Genomic DNA, 16,199 nt, shown 5'->3' on the forward strand with positions numbered 1-16,199 from the left:
TCACTCGGCATTCATGCGCGCGAGGCGCCGGGAGACGGCTTCCATCAGGCGGGTCAGGCCCTGCGGAGCCGAGAAGCGGATCCAGCCCTGGACGACGAAGCCGCAAATCACGATGCAGGCCAGCGGCAGCAGGTAGGCGAACGGAATCGCCGCACTGGAGGTGCGCAGCATGCCGCCCACCACGAAGGAGGCGATCTGCAGCCCCGCCATGATGGGAATGATGGCCACCAGCGCCATGGAGCGACTCTGCCGCGTGGTGCGCGGGCTTGCCAGGGCCGAGGCGGCCACCGCGAAGAAGGCGAACGGGTAAAGACCGGCGGACAGGCGCTTGTGCACCTCCTCGCGGAAGCGGCCGGTCTGCTTCAGCAGCACATAGACGTCGCTGGGCGGCGGGTTGAGCACATAGGCGAAGTCGCGCTCATTGGGGCGGTAGTCGGTGCCCTGCTTGCCGGGCGCCAGATCGTTCAGCCCCAAGGCATAGCGCTCGAAATCCACCACCGAGCCGTTGCCGGAGGCGCCGGGCGTGCGACGATGGATGGTGCCGTCTTCGAGCACGAGAAAGGTTCCGCTGGGCGTATCCACGATGCGGCCATGGTCGGCCACATAGGTGGAGATTTCCTTCTCGCGGGAATCGTTGATGAACACGCCCCGCATCAGGCCACTATTGTCCCGGTCGCGCACATGGAAGACCAGCCCGTCGGTGACCGTCACGAAACGCCCGGGCTGGGCGACGAAGGACACCACGTCGGCACCGACCTTCGTCACCTTCTCGCGGAACATCCGCAGGCTCGCGGGGACGAGGTCGATGGAGAGGGCAGCGCAGAACACCGAGACCAGCACGGCAAGCAGGATCATGGGCCGCAGCACCCGCCACGGGCTCATGCCCGCCGAGGCCATCACCACGATCTCCGAATCGCCGTTCAGCTTCAGCAGGGTGTAGGCGGTGGCGATGAACAGGGCCGCCGGCGCGATCACCAGCACCAGGGTCGGCACGGTCAGCCCGGTAATCGCCAGGAAGGACAGGATGGTCTGCCCTTGGCTCGTCACGAGGTCGAGCTGCCGCAGGGCCTGGGTCGACCAGATCATGGCCGTCAGGACCAGCGTCACGCCCACGAATGCCGTGGCGGCGGTGGAAAAGATGTACCGGTCGAGACGGCCCATGCACCTTCCTGCGACACGCGCTCACCGCCCTGGCGCGTGATCAATCTAGAACTACTCCTGATAGCCGCTCCCGCGCTGCAGCGCAAATGCAGCTTCACCGTGCCAGCAGAACATCCGTGCACGTGGCGGGCAGGTCGGCGAGCGTCAAAGGCGGCTTGGGCTTGGCCGGCTCCTTGGAGGGCTTGGGATGGAGCACCTCGTCCGAGAACCACCAGTCCAGTTCGGTGCCACACCCCTCCCCCACCGGCACCGGCTCCTGGGGGCGGCACTGGGGGCTGTCGGCGGGGCAAGCGAGCCGCACATGCATGTGATAATCGTGCCCCCAATAGGGCCGCACCTTGGTCAGCCAGGCCCGGTCGCCGCGCGCATCGCGGCACAGGGCCTTCTTGATGGCGGCGTTCACGAAGATGCGTTCCACCTTCGGCTCACGGGCGGCGGCGCGGATCATCGCCACATGGTCCGGCGTCCATACCGCCTTGTCCACGTCGAGCCGGTCGGGGCGCACGATCATGGTGGCGGACATGGTCTCGCGCGCCTCGCGCGACAATTCCTTGCCGGGGCTCGGGGTCAGCCAGATATCCACGTCGAGGCCCACCTGGTGGGAGGCATGGCCCGAGCGCATAGGGCCGCCGCGCGGCTGCGCCATGTCGCCCACCAGAATCCCCGGCCAGCGGGAGACCTTCGGCACCGTGAGCGCGAATTCCTCGATGAAATCGATGAGCTCGGGATGGCCCCAGTTGCGATTGCGCGACAGGCGCATGACCTGCCAGGCCGGGCCGTTCACCGGCAAGGCCGAGGCCCCCGCGACGCAGCCCTTGGAATAGAAGCCGATGGAGCGGGCGGCGAGCGGGGCCGGCGTCGCGGCAGCGCCGAACAATTCCTTGGCGGGCTTGCCGCCCACCGCGTCGGGTGCGGCGGTCTGGCCCGCCGCCGGCGCGGCGAGGCCCGCAAGCAGCATGAAAGATAGAAACAGGGCAGGCAGCCTGAGGGTGGGACGCAAAAGGGCACCCCTGCCAGACCGGCCGATGCGCGTGCGTGCCATGCCCTCTCCTCCTGTTCGCCCGGCGGACCCTTCTGGAAGGGACCGCGCCGGATCATCCCGGATTTAGCCGGGCGGGCGTGAAGGATGTCCTAAGCGGCGGGCCCCCGTCACGGCGCGTAGGGATTGTCCTTTTCCCGCAAGGTCAGGCGGATCGGCACGCCCGGCAGGTCGAAGGCCTCGCGCAGGCCGTTGGCGAGGTAGCGCAGATAGCTTTCGGGCAAGGCATCGGGGCGGGAGCAGAACAGGACGAAGCTCGGCGGGCGGGCCTTGGGCTGCGTCATGTAGCGGATCTTCACCCGCTTGCCGGACACCGCTGGCGGCGGATGAGAATCCGTCGCCTCCTGGAGGAAGCGGTTGAGCGGATTGGTGGGGATGCGGATGTTCCACACCCGGTGCGTCTCCACGATCGCCTCCATGAGGCGATCCAGCCCCCGGCCGGTCAGGCCGGACATGGGCACCACGGGCACGCCGCGCACCTGGGGCAGCCAATGGTCGGCCTCTTCGCGCAGCTTGCTGGCGAGACCCCCGGTGGGAATGAGGTCGCACTTGTTATAGCCCAGCACCAGGGCCCGCCCCTCGCGCACCACCAGGTCCGCGATGCGCAGGTCCTGTTCCTCGAAGGGGCGCTCGGCGTCCATGAGCACCACCACCACCTCGGCGAACTTCATGGCCCGCAAGGCGTCGGCGGCGGAGAGCTTCTCCAGCTTGTCGTCGATTCGCGCCCGCTTGCGCAGGCCCGCCGTGTCGTAAAGCTCGAAGGTCCGGCCGCGCCATTCCAGCTCCACCGAGATGGAATCGCGGGTGATGCCGGCCTCGGGGCCGGTCAAGAGGCGGTCCTCGCCCAGGAGGCGGTTGATGAGGGTGGACTTGCCCGCATTGGGACGCCCGATCACCGCCACCTTGATGGGGCGGCCGGCCGGGTCGCTCTCTTCTTCGATCTCGGGTTCCAGCTGTTCCGCCGTCTGGGCGGGCAAGGCGTCGCAGATGGCGTCGTAAAGGTCGGACAGGCCCTCGCCATGCTCGGCCGAGAGGGGCACCGGCGTGCCGAGGCCCAGTTCATAAGCCTCGATGGCACCCGCTTCGCCGCCCCGGCCTTCGCTCTTATTGGCCACCAGGATGGTGGGCTTGCCCGAGCGCCGCACCAGGCCGGCAAAGGCGCGGTCGGTGGGGGTCAGGCCGATGCGGGCGTCGATGATGAACAAGATGGCATCGGCGTCGCCGATGGCCGCCTCGGTCTGGGCGCGCATGCGGCCCTCGAGCGTGGCCGCGTCGGCCTCTTCGAGGCCCGCCGTGTCGACGATGCGGAAGCTCAGGTCGCCAAGCCGTCCCTCACCCTCGCGCCGGTCGCGGGTCACGCCCGGTCGATCGTCCACCAAGGCGAGCTTCTTGCCCACCAGGCGGTTGAAGAGGGTGGACTTGCCCACATTGGGGCGTCCGACAATGGCGAGGGTGAAGGACATGAAAAAACCGTCGGAGCCTCTTGGCTCAGTTGCGCTGGTTCGTCCCGCCCGGCTGCTGCTGCGGCTGGAGGGCGGTCGGATCCACATTGGAATTGGCCGGCTGCGCCACCGGGCCGGTATAGGTCACTCCAGGCACGCCGTTCGGGAAGACCGGCTTGCGCTCGCCGGGCAGCGGCGGCTTCTTTTCCTCGAAGGGATTGAGCTTTTCCAGCGACTCGCAGCTCGCGACACCAAGGCCGAGGGCCATGACGATCGCCAGACGCAGGAACAGGGAGGGGCGGTGGGCCATGTCTGCAGTCCTCACTGTGTCGCGGCAGCGCCGACGGCGGGATTGATCTGGGCGGCCGCGGCCGTCAGGGCGCGGATGAGTTCGGCGCGATTGCGCACGCCCGGAGGGACTTCCGGCTCCTCCAGGAGGAGGGCGGCGGCCTTGTTGGCAGCGGCGAGGTCGCCGGCCTTGTATTGCGCCAGCGCCAGAATCTCCCGCGCCGAGAAGCGCAGCGCGCTCTGGCTGTCGGCGAGCGCCTGGAGGCGGCTCTGGATTTCGGCGAGCGGGGCGGTGTCCACCAAAAGCAGGCCGGCGCGCACCCGGGCAAGGTCGCGCGTGAGACTGGAGAGGCTGGAATCAGCCGCGATGGCATCGAACGCAGCCGCGCCCTTGGCCTTGTCGGTGGTGGCGATCTCGGCCGCGGCGCGGAAGCGCGCCAGCATCCTGTAGCCGGCGGTGCCATCCTTGGAAAGGGCGACATAGGCGGCCTCCGCATCCGTCGCCTTGCCCTCGGCCGCCAGGTGGGCCGCCGCCTCGAATCGGGCGCCCGAAGCCTGGTCCTGCTGCAGCGCCCACCATTTATAGCCGGAATAGCCGGCGGCACCGGCAATCACCAGAACCACAAGGGCGATGAACACGATGCCGTAGCGGTCCCAGACCCTGCGCAGGCGGTCGCGTCGCAGGTCTTCTTCGATCTCGTGGAAAATATCGGTCATGAACGGTCCGGAAACGGGGGATCGCACGGGTCGCAACGGGCATGCACGAGGCAACAGGCCCGCGCTCGGTCGAGGGCGCGTAACCTATCCATGCGGCTTCATCGTGGCAAATGCCTTCTGGCCCAAAGGCCGAATGCCGTAAAGCCGTCCCCCCCCCCGCAGCCACGCCTGCCGCCGCACCTCAGGCGTCGGGCACATTCTCCGCCAGTTCCTTCAGCCACACCTTGGCCTGGCCGTCGGAGGGGGCCCGCCAGTCGCCCCGGGGGGACAGGGCCCCGCCGGAGGAAATCTTGGGTCCGTTGGGCAAGGTGGAGCGCTTGAACTGGCTGACGAAGAATCGCGACAAGAACACCTTGAGCCAAGCCTTGATCTCGCGCAGAGCATAGGCTCTTCGCTCCGCCTCAGGCATGTCCTCCGGCCATGCGCCGCGCTCCGCATCGCCCCAGGCATGGTGGGCGAGGAAGGCGATCTTGGAAGGCCGATAACCGTAGCGTGTCAGGTAGAACAGGTTGAAATCCTGCAGTGCGTAGGGTCCGACGATCTGCTGGGTGGACTGGATCGCCTGCCCCTCCCCGGCCGGAACCAGTTCCGGCGAGATCTCGGTGTCGAGGATGGACAGGAGGATCGCGGCGGTCTCCCCATCCACGTCGCCCGACCCTGCCACGAAGCGAATCAGGTGTTGAATCAAGGTCTTGGAGACGGAGGCATTGACGTTGTAGTGGGACATGTGGTCCCCGACGCCATAGGTGCACCACCCGAGCGCCAGCTCGGAAAGGTCCCCCGTGCCCACCACCAGCCCGCCCGCATGGTTCGCCAGGCGGAACAGATAGTCGGTCCGCAGGCCCGCTTGCACATTCTCGAACGTCACGTCATAGACCGCCTCGCCGCGGGCGAAGGGGTGCCCCATATCCGCGAGCATCTGCCGGGCGGCGGGGCGGATGTCGATCTCCTGCGCGCTCACCCCCAGCGCCCGCATGAGCGCCCAGGCATTGGCCTTGGTGTGGTCGGAGGTGGCAAATCCTGGCAGCGTATAGGCTAGGACATTTGAGCGGTCGCGGCCCAGCAGGTCCATGGCCTTCACCGTGACGATGAGGGCCTGGGTGGAATCCAGTCCGCCGGAGACCCCGATCACCGCCTTCTGGAGGCCGGTGGCGTCCAGCCGCTTGGCGAGGCCCTGCACCTGGATGTTATAGGCCTCATAGCAGTCTTCCCGCAGCCGTGCGGGATTGGACGGCACGAAGGGGAAGCGCTCGATGGCGCGCTGGAGCGGCACCGGGTGGTCGGGGGTGTCCAGTCGGAATTCCACCATACGGAACGCCGCCCCTTGTCCCTCCTCCCGCACGCTGTCCCCATAGGTGGACATGCGCATGCGCTCCTGCCGGATGCGGCCGAGGTCCACATCCGCCGTGGCCACCACGGCCCCGGTGGGGAAGCGCTCCGTCTCGGCCAAGAGATCGCCGTACTCAAACACCGCCGCATGCCCGTCCCAGGCAAGATCGGTGGTGGATTCGCCAGGTCCCGCAGCGGAATAGGCATAGGCCGCAATGGCCCGCGCCGACTGGCTGGCGCACAGCAGCCGGCGGCTCCCCGCCTTGCCGATGGTGATGTTGGATGCCGACAGGTTGAGCAGAACCTCCGCCCCCGCCAGGGCGGCGCGGGTGGAGGGCGGCAGCGGGACCCAGATGTCCTCGCAGATCTCCGCATGGAAGGTGAAGGGCACGGTGCCCGCCGAGCGGAAGATCAAATCCACTCCGAAGGGCGCCTCCTGCCCCGCCACCTCGATCCGCCGCCCCCGGATACCGGCGCCGGAGGTGAAGTGCCGGCGCTCATAAAATTCCCGGTAATTGGGCAGATAGGTCTTCGGCACCACCCCCAGCACCGAGCCGCCATGGATCACCACAGCTGTATTATAGAGCCGCCCCTGGCTGCGCAGCGGCGCGCCCACGAGCAGCACCGGAAACAGATCGCGCGAGGCAGCCACCAGCGTTCGGATGGCGCCTTCCACCTCATCAAGCAGCGCGTCCTGGAACAAGAGGTCGTCGATGGCATAGGAGGACAGGCCAAGCTCAGGGAACAGCAGCACCGCCGCCTTGGCCGCATGTCCCTCCCGGGCGATGCGCAGCGTCTCCTCCACTGCGAATTCGGGATCCGTCACGGTCGCCCGCGGCACGCAGGCGGCGATCCGCACGAATTCGTGAGCGTAGAGGGAGGTGAAGTCCGACGTGAGGTCCTTGGCCACGCACATCTCCTGTTCCCCGCAGGGCATTGCAAGGTCTACAGGATGAGGCCCGGCTGTTCCACCGCACCCACCGCATGCACCCGCCGCCGGTTCTGCGCTCCGCACGCTTTTCCAACGGTCGCGATTTCATTTAAGGAGAAGGTCCGAAAGCAGAGCGAACATGCCGGCTGCCCTCCCCCGCCAGTTGCCCCGCCAGGTTCTCATCCCCCTCATCGTCGCCTGCGCCCTGTTCATGGAGCAGGTGGACTCCACCATCATTTCCACGGCGCTGCCGGCCATCGCCACCTCCCTCCAGGAGGATCCGGTCTCGCTGAAGCTGGCGATGACCTCCTATCTCCTGTCGCTAGCCGTTTTCATTCCCGCCAGCGGTTGGGCGGCGGATCGGTATGGCGCGCGCACGGTGTTCCGCTCCGCCATCGTCATCTTCACGCTGGGCTCCATCCTGTGCGGGCTGTCCACGGGACTGGTGGATTTCGTCCTCTATCGCATCATCCAGGGCATGGGCGGAGCCATGATGGTGCCCGTGGGGCGCCTCGTCATCCTGCGCTCCATCCCCAAGGCGGAACTGGTCTCGGCGCTGGCCTGGCTGACCATGCCGGCCCTGCTGGGGCCGGTCCTCGGCCCGCCGCTTGGCGGCTTCATCACCACCTATTTCGACTGGCGGCTGATCTTCTTCATCAATGTGCCCATCGGCATATTGGGCGTCATCCTCGCCACCCGTTTCATCGAGAATGTGCGCGAGGAAGACGTGCCGCCGTTGGACCTGCGCGGCCTCGTGCTGTCAGGCCTCGGGCTTTCGGGCATCGTGGCGGGCCTTGCGCTCATGGGCGAAGCCATGATGTCCATCTGGCTGGCCATCGCCATCGGCTCGGCCGGCATAGTCATCTTCGGCTTCTATGTGCGCCATGCGCACCGCACGCCCAATGCGGTGATCGATTTGACCTTGCTGCGGCTCACCACCTTCCGGGCGGGCGTCCTGGGCGCCTCGCTCTTCCGGGTAGGCATCGGCGCCATTCCCTTCCTGCTGCCGCTGATGCTTCAGCTGTCCTTCGGATTGTCGCCGCTCGCCTCCGGGCTCCTGACCTTCGCGTCCTCCGCCGGCGCCCTGGTGATGAAGACCACCGCCGCCCCCATCATCCGTCATTTCGGCTTCCGGCGGATCCTGGTGGTCAACAGCCTCATCTCGTCCGCCTTCATCGCGGCCAATGTGTTGTTCACCCCGCAGACGCCCCATCTCATCATCATGGGCGTGCTGCTGGTGGGCGGCTTCTTTCGGTCGCTGGAATTCACCGCCCTCAACGCCATCGCCTATGCGGACGTGGAGCAGGCGGACATGAGCCGCGCCACCTCATTCGCAAGCGTGGCCCAGCAGGTCTCGCTCTCGGTGGGCGTCGCGGTGGCCGGCATGGTGCTGGAAACCATGCGCGAGATCCGCGGCTCAGACACGCTGGTGCAGGCGGACTTTACGCCCGCCTTCCTGGTGGTGGCGGCGATCTCGGCGCTTTCGGTGTTTTCCTTCCTGCGGCTTCCAAAGGATGCGGGCGCGGAAATGGCGGGCGCCAAGTCCACCATCGAGAAGCACACCTTGCCGGATCCCCGTAGCGAAGTGCCGCCGCAGCCGTGATCTTGCTCGCCGACCTCAGTGCGAAGGGCGGGTATGGAAATCGGCCCAGGCCAACACGGCGGCGAAAAGCACGAAGGCCGCGACCACGGCACTGATCACGATGGCGACATCGGCGGGCATGGCATCCTCCCTTGTGGGTTTCAGCCAAGGCTAAGAAAAGGAGCCGCAGCCTCCCTTGATCCGGATCAATCCATGCGCGGATCGCATGCCCGAAAGTCGGAGCCTCCAGCAGGACCTCTGGACTTTCCCCCTGGAAGGACCATCTTGAATGGCAATGGGGGGAACAACCCAGAATAATAAGGAGGACTTGCCATGGCCCATGTCGCGCGGCGGATGCCCGAAGATTTCGGCCACACTCTTGTTCCCACTGCCATTCCCAATGCGGGCACGCATGTCATCATGCCGTCCGGCGCTATTTCGGGAAGCACAGGTCAGTGCGTCAGCGGCGCCATCAGCGAGGCGGTGACGTGGCGAACCACTGCGCCCAGCATCCCCAACGATGTCGAGCCCGTCCATATGGAACGCGCCCGCCGCAGGCACTGGCGCCGGCCGCGGCCCGCCCATTGAATGAAGCGCCGGGCCAGCCATTGGCCATGGCGGAAAAGATCGGACCGAGGCATCCGAGGGGTGCCAGGAAGGATGTAGACCGGGGCATCCCGAGATGCCCCGGCCTCGCACACGGTCACAAATACGTGTCGTATTCCAGAGAAGAGATCACGCGCGACAGCGCATCGAGCTCCGCCTCCTTCATCACCGCATAGATGCGCCGGTACTCCTCGCCGAAGGCCCGGGCAATGAAGTCCGACGTCCGGAAGCGGTGGATCGCCTCGCTCATGGAGGGAGACAGACTCTCCGCCTCATGGTCATAGGCATTGCCGCTGAGGGGCGCAGGCGGCTCGATGGCCGCCTCGATCCCCTCCAGCATGCCGGCGAGAATGCCCGCGAGCACGAGATGGGGATGGGCATCCGCCCCGGCGATCCGGTGCTCCAGGCGCTTGGCATTGGGAGGGCCGTTGGGCACCCGCACCGCCACCGAGCGGTTGTCGAAGCCCCAGGTGATGCCGGTCGGCGCGTAACTGCCGGGCACGAGGCGGCGATAGCCGTTAAAGCCCGGGACGAAGAAGAGCAGCGTCTCCGCCATGGTGGCCAGAAGCCCGCCGGCTGCGTGGCGCAGCAGGCGATCACCCTCCCCGCCTTCGCGGGCGAAGGCATTGGCACCGGTCTTGTCCTTCAGGCTCACATGCACATGCATGCCGTTGCCGGCAAAATCCAGCAGGGGCTTGGCCATGAAGGTGGCGCGCAGGCCATGCCGCCGGGCGACGCCATCAATGAGCCGCTTCAACAGGATGGCATCATCCGCCGCCGCCATGGGGTCGGCGCGGTGATAGAGATTGACCTCGAACTGTCCCGGGGCCGCCTCCGAAATCACCGTGTCCGCGGGGAGCCCTTGGGTGGCTGCCGCCGTGCGCATGTCGTGCAGCACCGGGGCGAAGGCGTCGAGGTCCGACATGGAATACATGTTCTGCCGCGCCTGCCCCGTGGCCGGGAAGACTGGCTCGGGCGGCTGGCCGGGCTCGCCAGGCTTCAGCAGGTAGAATTCCAGCTCGAACGCCACGACCGGCGTCAGTCCCAGCGCCGAAAAGCGCTCGACGATGCGGGCCAGTTGCTGGCGGGGATCGAGAAGCCAGGGGCGGCCGTCCGGCTCATGCATGGTGATGAGCACTTGCGCCGCCGGGCGCGGAGACCAGGGCACCGGCTTCAGCGTGCCGGGAACGGGCCAGCACAGGCCGTCTTTGTCGCCGGTCTCCAGGTGAATTTCGGTGGCTTCCACCTCGCAGCCCCAGATATCCAGGCCGAAGATGGACAGGGGAATGGCGACGCCGCTTTCCCAGATCTTGGCCATGGACTGGCCGGGGATCCATTTCCCGCGGAGCACACCGCTGGTGTCGGGCAGGAGAACCTCAACGATGTCGGGGACACCGTAGGATTGGATGTAGGATTTCGCCTCGTCTCCGGCCTCAGCCGGGGCCGCGCCCTGCGCGGGTGAAACCATCAGGGGGGCCTCCTGAGCCCCAGCCTGCGCTTCAGGTGCACCCTGAAGAAGGCGACTGCGTTCTGGAACCTGCATGATACTCCATCGACCAATTGAGCCCGCTCATAGGAGCATATCGGATGCTTACGGACAAGCTATAGCTTTATCTGACCTTATCTGCACCGCGCCTTTATTTTCGCCGTACCGTTGCGCTATCGCGGGACAGAGATTTCTTATAGAGAGAAGAACAGGAATCAAAATCGCGTCCTTCATTCTTGTCCATCTTCCGATCATCACCCTTCTCACCTGTCCGAGGCTGGACGACCTGAATGGCCGCCCCTTCCGCGCAGCTTCCCAAGCGCGCCATCTTTCTGAGCCAGCCGGTGCTGCTTGGGCTTGGCTTTGCCATGCTCATCGCCATCAGCTCCGCCTCCATCTTCCTTGTGAACCGGGCGCGCGACGACTCCAACAAGGTCGCTCATACGCTCAAGGTTGAGAACAGCCTGTCCGAAGTGCGGGTGATGATCCGCCGGGCGGAGAGTTCTGAGCGCGGCTATCTGCTGACCGGCCGCGACAGCTTTCTTGAGGTCTTCGACCGGGCGGTGGACGATATCGAGCCGGCGCTGGAAACCCTTTCACAGCTCACGGCCGACAATCCCAACCAGGGCGCGCGGATCAGCAGGCTCGTCCCCATGGTGCGGGAGAAAGTGGCGGAGCTGACCCAGACCGTCGCCTTGCGAAAAGCCGGTCGGACGGACGAGGCGCTGGCCGTGGTGGAAGCCGGCCGGGGCGAAGCCCTGATGCGGGACATGTCCACCCTCATTTCGGAAATGCGGAGCGAAGAGGAAGCGCTTCTTGCCTCCCGCACCGCCGCCTCCAATGCCACGGCCACCTGGCTGATGGTGATGAACATCATCGGCGTGCTGGGCATCCTCATCATCGCCGCCCTGTCCATGCTGCTCGTGCGTCGCAATACGGAAGAGCTGCGCCTCGCCCACCGGGATCTGGAACGTGCCAACGCCTCCCTGGAGCAGCGGGTTCGGGAGCGCACGGCGGATCTGGAAGAAGCCAATAACGAGATCCAGAGCTTCGCTTATATCGTGAGCCACGATTTGCGCTCGCCGCTCGTTAACATCATGGGCTTTACCAGCGAGCTGGAGGCCATGCGGACCGACCTGTTCGACCGCCTGGCAGCCTTGCGCCTGCAAGCCGGCGGGAAGGTGGACGAGGATGCCGACCTGGCCGCCGACTTCGAAGAGGCCTTCGGCTTCATCAAGGCGTCCATCGTGAAGATGGATCGCCTGATCAAGGCGATCCTGGAACTCTCCCGGCAAGGCCGAGCCGAATTCCACCCCACGGCTGTGGATGTCCGGGGGCTCGTCACCGGCATTGCCGAGACCATGGCCCACCAATTGATCGAGCGCGACGCCCGCATCGACGTGGCGCAATTGCCGGACGTAATTTCCGACCGAATGGCACTCGAACAGGTCTTCACCAACCTGATCGACAATGCGGTGAAATACCTGCGCTCCGACGTGCCCGGCCGCATTTCCGTGTCGGCGCTGGAAACGCCGGGCTACGTCACCTTCCTGGTCTCGGATAACGGGCGCGGCATTGCGGCCGAAGATCGCGGCCGGGTGTTCGAGCTCTTCCGGCGCTCGGGCCCGCAGGACAAGCCGGGCGAAGGCATCGGCCTTGCCCATGTGCGCTCACTGGTGCGACGCATGGGCGGTTCGATCGTGCTTGAATCCCAGTTGGGTGAAGGAACAACCTTCAAGATTACCGTGCCGCGCGTTCTGGCGCCGCAGAGCAAGGGGAACGACAATGGTTGAGCATGTCTCCATCGTGATGATCGAGGACGATGAAGGCCACGCCCGCCTGATCGAGAAGAACATCCGCCGGGCCGGGGTGATGAACGAGATCACGCCGTTCCGGGACGGAACCAGCGCCATCCGCCACCTGTTCGGCCCGGATGGAACGGGCGCCGTGAATGCGGGGAAGGCCATCCTCGTCCTGCTCGATCTCAACCTGCCAGACATGACCGGCGTCGACATCCTCAAGCGCATCAAGGAAAACGAGCATCTCAAGCGCTCCCCGGTCGTGGTGCTCACCACCACCGACGACAAGCGGGAAATCCAGCGCTGCTACGACCTGGGCGCCAATGTCTATGTAACGAAGCCGGTCAACTACGAGAACTTCGCCAATGCGATCCGACAGCTTGGCCTGTTCTTCTCCGTGATCCAGGTTCCCGAGGCAAAATGATGTGGCATCATGGCCATGACTGACAGTTCACGGGTGGAGGCGACCATCGGCAGCGAGGCGGCGGAGCCCACCGGAGGCAAAGGCGAGGAGCCCGCGCGACGTCGGGTCCTGTACATCGATGACGATCCGGGCTTGTCCAGTCTCGTACGCCGAAAGCTGGAGCGCCTCGGCTATGCCGTAGAGACGGCGTCATCCGGCACGGCGGGTGTTGCACGCGTTGCCGTCGGCGGCATTGATGTCGTGGCGCTCGACCATTTCATGCCCGGCCAGGACGGACTGGCGACGCTGGCGGACATTCGCCGCCTGCCCGATCCCCCCCCTGTGGTCTATGTCACGGGAACGCAGGAGAGCCGTGTCGCCGTTGCCGCCCTCAAAGCCGGCGCGGTCGATTATGTCATCAAGGAAGTCCAGAGCGATTTCATCGAACTGCTCCGCTCGGCCATCGACGCGGCCATGGAGACGGTGCGCATGCGCCGCGCCCATGAGGCTGCCGAGGCGGAGATCCGCGCCGCCCGCGACCGTTTCGAGGCGCTGGCCGCCGAGCGGGCCTTGCTGCTGCGAGAGATGAACCACCGGGTCGGCAATTCCCTGCAGATCATCGTCTCCCTGCTGCATGTGCAGGCCAGCGCCACCGACAATGAGGAGGTGCAGGACGCCCTGCAGTCCGCCCGCGGGCGCGTCGCCGCGGTGGCCCAGGTGCACCGGCGGCTTTACACGTCCGAGGACGTGGCCAGCGTCGCCCTTGACCAATATCTCGCCGCCCTGGCGGAGGACCTGCAGGTCTCCGCCCGGCATGGCGAAATGGGCGTGACGCTGGAAGTGCGTTCCGATGCCCTGGAAATCGATCCAGATCGCGCAGTGGCCATCGGCGTGATCGTCACCGAATTGGTGATCAATGCCTCGAAATACGCCTATCCCAGCGGCTCTGGCCCGGTTCGCGTCGACTTGGCCCACGCGGACGGGGAGGTGCGGCTGGATGTGTCAGACGAGGGCATCGGCATGCCCCAGGAGCAGAAGGGCACGGGCCTCGGCAACCGCATCGTGCGCGCCATGGCGGCCAAGCTCGGGGCGAACTTGGCCTTTCTCTCGGCCTCACCGGGCACGTGCGTGCGCCTCTCCTTCCCGCTGCGACCGGAAGGCCGAAGCTGACGGCAAGGGCGGCGTCGCGTCCGCTCAGCCCTTGATGGTCTCGAAGCCCGCATCCTTCCACCCGAGAATGCCGCCCTGCATGTGCTCCATATAGGGCAGGCCCGCAGCCTGGGCGAGTGCCGCCGCCTTCTGCGAGCGCTGGCCGGAACGGCAGGAAAAAACGAGACGCTTCCCCTCCGGGTCCGGCAGTCCGGGCGGATCAAAGCTGTTCAAAGGCATGTTGACCGCGCCGGGAATGCGCTCGGCCGCGATCTCGTTCGGCTCCCGAACATCCACGAGAATCACGCTGCCATCCTCCAGACCCTTGCGCACCTCCTCGGGGGTCAGGTTGACGATTCGGCCCCCGAACGGATTGAACTCACTCATCTGCACGCCTCCGGAAATGCTGTGCACCGTGCCCAAGCCACGCCCGCAAGGCAAGCATAGCCTTGCGCCACCGGGCTCCGCCACCGCGGCGCGGCATGGAAAGGGACGCGGCTCCTGCGTCAGATCACGCGCCCGTGAACTCAGCTGGTGTGCGCCAGGCCCTATCCATCTAATTCCCTTTAAATTTCATGTTTTTAGTCAAAATCGAAAGCGACAGCTTAACTGAGGAGCAGTGCAGAGGCGGCCGCCTTCAATGTCACTTTAATACCTCCATTGGCGGCGTGAAGGGCATTTGCTCATCTGCCGTTCATGTTCGCCCGACTAGCTTTGGGAAGCGTCGCACAAGGTTCCACCGGTATCCCGGAAGGGTGCCCAGTGGAGCTTGACGATGCGGAAGCGGATTTTAGCCATGGCGCTCATGGTGAGCTGCCTTCCAGTTTCGACCCACGCGCAGGACGACGTGGCTGCGGGCGCTGTGATGGGGGGCATAACCGGGGCGATCATTGGCGGGGCGATTTCGGGGGATGCGAGGGGTGCGGCGGCAGGTGCTGTGATCGGCGGAGCAACCGGAGCGATCATGGGCGGTGCACTGAACCCAGAGCAACAAAGGGCTTTTTATTTCTGGAACAGGGGTCGTTGCTATTACAGCGATCCCAGCGGTCAGGTGATGACCGTACCGAAGGGTTATTGCCAATCGAGCTATTGATCGGTTTCGTTCCCCCGCACGGTTCCGATCAGTGGAAAGGCGTCGACGAAAGTCGACGCCTTTTTTTCTGGATGCCGGATCCGAATCGGCGCCCCCGCACGCACGCATTGCGGCACCCGCCGGATGCCAAGCCTTCGCGCCTGCATTAAGCTTGTGCCATGCAGCGTTCCTTGTCCCCGATTCCCAGCCTTGACGACCTCCGCTCTGGCGGAAAGCGCACGGTTGCCCGCGCGCTCGCCGCGGTGGAAACCGCGCGCGGCGCCACCGAACTCACCGCTCTCCTCGATGCCGCTGTCCAGGCGGCGCGCGCCCACGTGCTGGGCCTCACCGGCCCGCCCGGCGTGGGCAAGTCCACGCTCACCAATGCCCTCGTGCGCCAGGCGCGCGCCGCGGGAGAGACCATCGCTGTGCTGGCAGTCGACCCCTCGTCCCGCCGTACCGGCGGCGCGCTCTTGGGGGACCGCGCCCGCATCCAGACCGATCCGGAAGACCGTGGCGTCTTCGTGCGCTCCATGGCCGCCCGCGACCGGCTGGGCGGGCTTTCCGACGATGCGGTGGCGGCGGTGGCCCTGCTGCGGGCGGTGTATGACCGGGTCATCGTGGAGACGGTAGGCGTCGGCCAATCGGAGGCCGACATCGACCTCGTCGCCGACACGGTGGTGCTCTGCATCCAGCCGGCGTCGGGCGACAGCCTCCAGTTCATGAAGGCCGGCGTCATGGAATTGCCGGACATCATTGTGGTGACCAAGGCGGACATGACCGAGATGGCGCGCCGGGCGGCGGCGGACGTGATGGGCGCGCTCTCGCTCACCGGTAGCGGTGGTGGCTGGCAGGTGCCCGTGATCCGCCTCTCGGCCGCCACGGGAGAGGGCCTCGCTGCCTTTGCCGATTCGGTGCGGGATCATCAGACCTATCTTGCGGATGGCGATCGCGCGGCAAGCCGGCGCACCGCCCAGGAAGCGCGCTGGGTGGAGGAAGCGATCCGCGTCCGCTTCGGCACGGAGGGACTGGCGCGCGCCCGCCGCCTGCTGCCGCCCACCGGTGGCCCCTTCACCCGGGAGGCCGCTTTCGCGGCGCGCTTAACCACCCCGTAAGCTTAATGGGCGATTTTCGTCCCATGCCGCCGACGCCCCCTGGACATACCGGCGAGGGCGTCGGCAGCGGGCGCGCGACT

15 protein-coding genes are annotated in these 16,199 nt (G+C 66.2%); 7 read left to right on the forward strand and 8 right to left on the reverse strand.

All coding sequences use genetic code 11. From position 1 onward, the window contains the following. The 6 genes from lptF to J5J86_RS04455 form a co-directional block, all read right to left on the reverse strand. Complete coding sequence (gene lptF / locus J5J86_RS04430; protein ID WP_209103681.1) at positions 1–1,161, reverse strand: LPS export ABC transporter permease LptF; 1,161 nt, start codon at positions 1,159–1,161, stop codon at positions 1–3. 94 nt (positions 1,162–1,255) lie between these two features. Then, positions 1,256–2,203 carry a penicillin-insensitive murein endopeptidase gene (gene mepA / locus J5J86_RS04435; RefSeq protein ID WP_209103682.1) on the reverse strand — a complete coding sequence of 316 codons (948 nt, stop codon included), beginning with the start codon at positions 2,201–2,203 and terminating at the stop codon, positions 1,256–1,258. Between the two features lie 107 nt (positions 2,204–2,310). Next, the gene (der, locus tag J5J86_RS04440) at positions 2,311–3,663 is read right to left on the reverse strand and encodes a ribosome biogenesis GTPase Der (protein WP_209103683.1); all 1,353 of its coding nucleotides are present in this window, start codon (positions 3,661–3,663) and stop codon (positions 2,311–2,313) included. Between the two features lie 25 nt (positions 3,664–3,688). Further along, on the reverse strand, positions 3,689–3,952 hold the full coding sequence (locus J5J86_RS04445) for a hypothetical protein (RefSeq protein WP_209103684.1): 264 nt from the start codon (positions 3,950–3,952) through the stop codon (positions 3,689–3,691). Positions 3,953–3,963: 11 nt separating this feature from the next. After that, the gene (locus J5J86_RS04450; RefSeq protein WP_209103685.1) at positions 3,964–4,647 is read right to left on the reverse strand and encodes a tetratricopeptide repeat protein; all 684 of its coding nucleotides are present in this window, start codon (positions 4,645–4,647) and stop codon (positions 3,964–3,966) included. A gap of 181 nt (positions 4,648–4,828) precedes the next feature. Next, the gene (locus tag J5J86_RS04455) at positions 4,829–6,886 is read right to left on the reverse strand and encodes an NAD(+) synthase (RefSeq protein WP_247658035.1); all 2,058 of its coding nucleotides are present in this window, start codon (positions 6,884–6,886) and stop codon (positions 4,829–4,831) included. Positions 6,887–7,046: 160 nt separating this feature from the next. On the opposite strand from J5J86_RS04455, the gene J5J86_RS04460 reads away from it, so the two are divergent. Together J5J86_RS04460 and J5J86_RS04465 are read left to right on the forward strand one after the other, a co-directional pair. After that, on the forward strand, positions 7,047–8,510 hold the full coding sequence (locus tag J5J86_RS04460; RefSeq protein ID WP_209103687.1) for an MFS transporter: 1,464 nt from the start codon (positions 7,047–7,049) through the stop codon (positions 8,508–8,510). Between the two features lie 312 nt (positions 8,511–8,822). Then, positions 8,823–9,077, forward strand: a complete 255-nt coding sequence (locus J5J86_RS04465; protein ID WP_209103688.1) for a hypothetical protein — start codon at positions 8,823–8,825, stop codon at positions 9,075–9,077. A gap of 115 nt (positions 9,078–9,192) precedes the next feature. Here the strand turns inward: J5J86_RS04465 and J5J86_RS04470 are convergent, their stop codons facing one another. Continuing rightward, a complete protein-coding gene (locus J5J86_RS04470; RefSeq protein ID WP_209103689.1) occupies positions 9,193–10,563 on the reverse strand; it encodes a glutamine synthetase family protein in 1,371 nt (456 codons plus the stop codon). A gap of 308 nt (positions 10,564–10,871) precedes the next feature. On the opposite strand from J5J86_RS04470, the gene J5J86_RS04475 reads away from it, so the two are divergent. From J5J86_RS04475 to J5J86_RS04485, 3 genes are read left to right on the forward strand one after another with little or no spacing between them, the layout of a single operon-like run. Beyond that, the gene (locus tag J5J86_RS04475) at positions 10,872–12,374 is read left to right on the forward strand and encodes a sensor histidine kinase (RefSeq protein ID WP_209103690.1); all 1,503 of its coding nucleotides are present in this window, start codon (positions 10,872–10,874) and stop codon (positions 12,372–12,374) included. After that, positions 12,367–12,804, forward strand: coding sequence for a response regulator (locus tag J5J86_RS04480; RefSeq protein WP_209103691.1), 438 nt, complete (start codon positions 12,367–12,369; stop codon positions 12,802–12,804). Before J5J86_RS04475 ends, J5J86_RS04480 begins: the two co-directional genes overlap by 8 nt. A gap of 9 nt (positions 12,805–12,813) precedes the next feature. Further along, a complete protein-coding gene (locus J5J86_RS04485; RefSeq protein WP_247658043.1) occupies positions 12,814–13,953 on the forward strand; it encodes a histidine kinase dimerization/phosphoacceptor domain -containing protein in 1,140 nt (379 codons plus the stop codon). Between the two features lie 24 nt (positions 13,954–13,977). On the opposite strand, the gene J5J86_RS04490 is transcribed toward J5J86_RS04485, so the two are convergent. Beyond that, positions 13,978–14,319 carry a rhodanese-like domain-containing protein gene (locus J5J86_RS04490; protein WP_209103692.1) on the reverse strand — a complete coding sequence of 114 codons (342 nt, stop codon included), beginning with the start codon at positions 14,317–14,319 and terminating at the stop codon, positions 13,978–13,980. Positions 14,320–14,728: 409 nt separating this feature from the next. On the opposite strand from J5J86_RS04490, the gene J5J86_RS04495 reads away from it, so the two are divergent. Then, entirely contained in the window at positions 14,729–15,025 is a 297-nt protein-coding gene (locus tag J5J86_RS04495; protein WP_209103693.1) for a glycine zipper domain-containing protein, read from the forward strand. Between the two features lie 158 nt (positions 15,026–15,183). Further along, on the forward strand, positions 15,184–16,119 hold the full coding sequence (gene meaB / locus J5J86_RS04500) for a methylmalonyl Co-A mutase-associated GTPase MeaB (RefSeq protein WP_209103694.1): 936 nt from the start codon (positions 15,184–15,186) through the stop codon (positions 16,117–16,119). Positions 16,120–16,199 lie beyond the last annotated feature (80 nt).

This window comes from Aquabacter sp. L1I39 (genome assembly GCF_017742835.1).
Taxonomy (GTDB): Bacteria; Pseudomonadota; Alphaproteobacteria; order Rhizobiales; family Xanthobacteraceae; genus L1I39.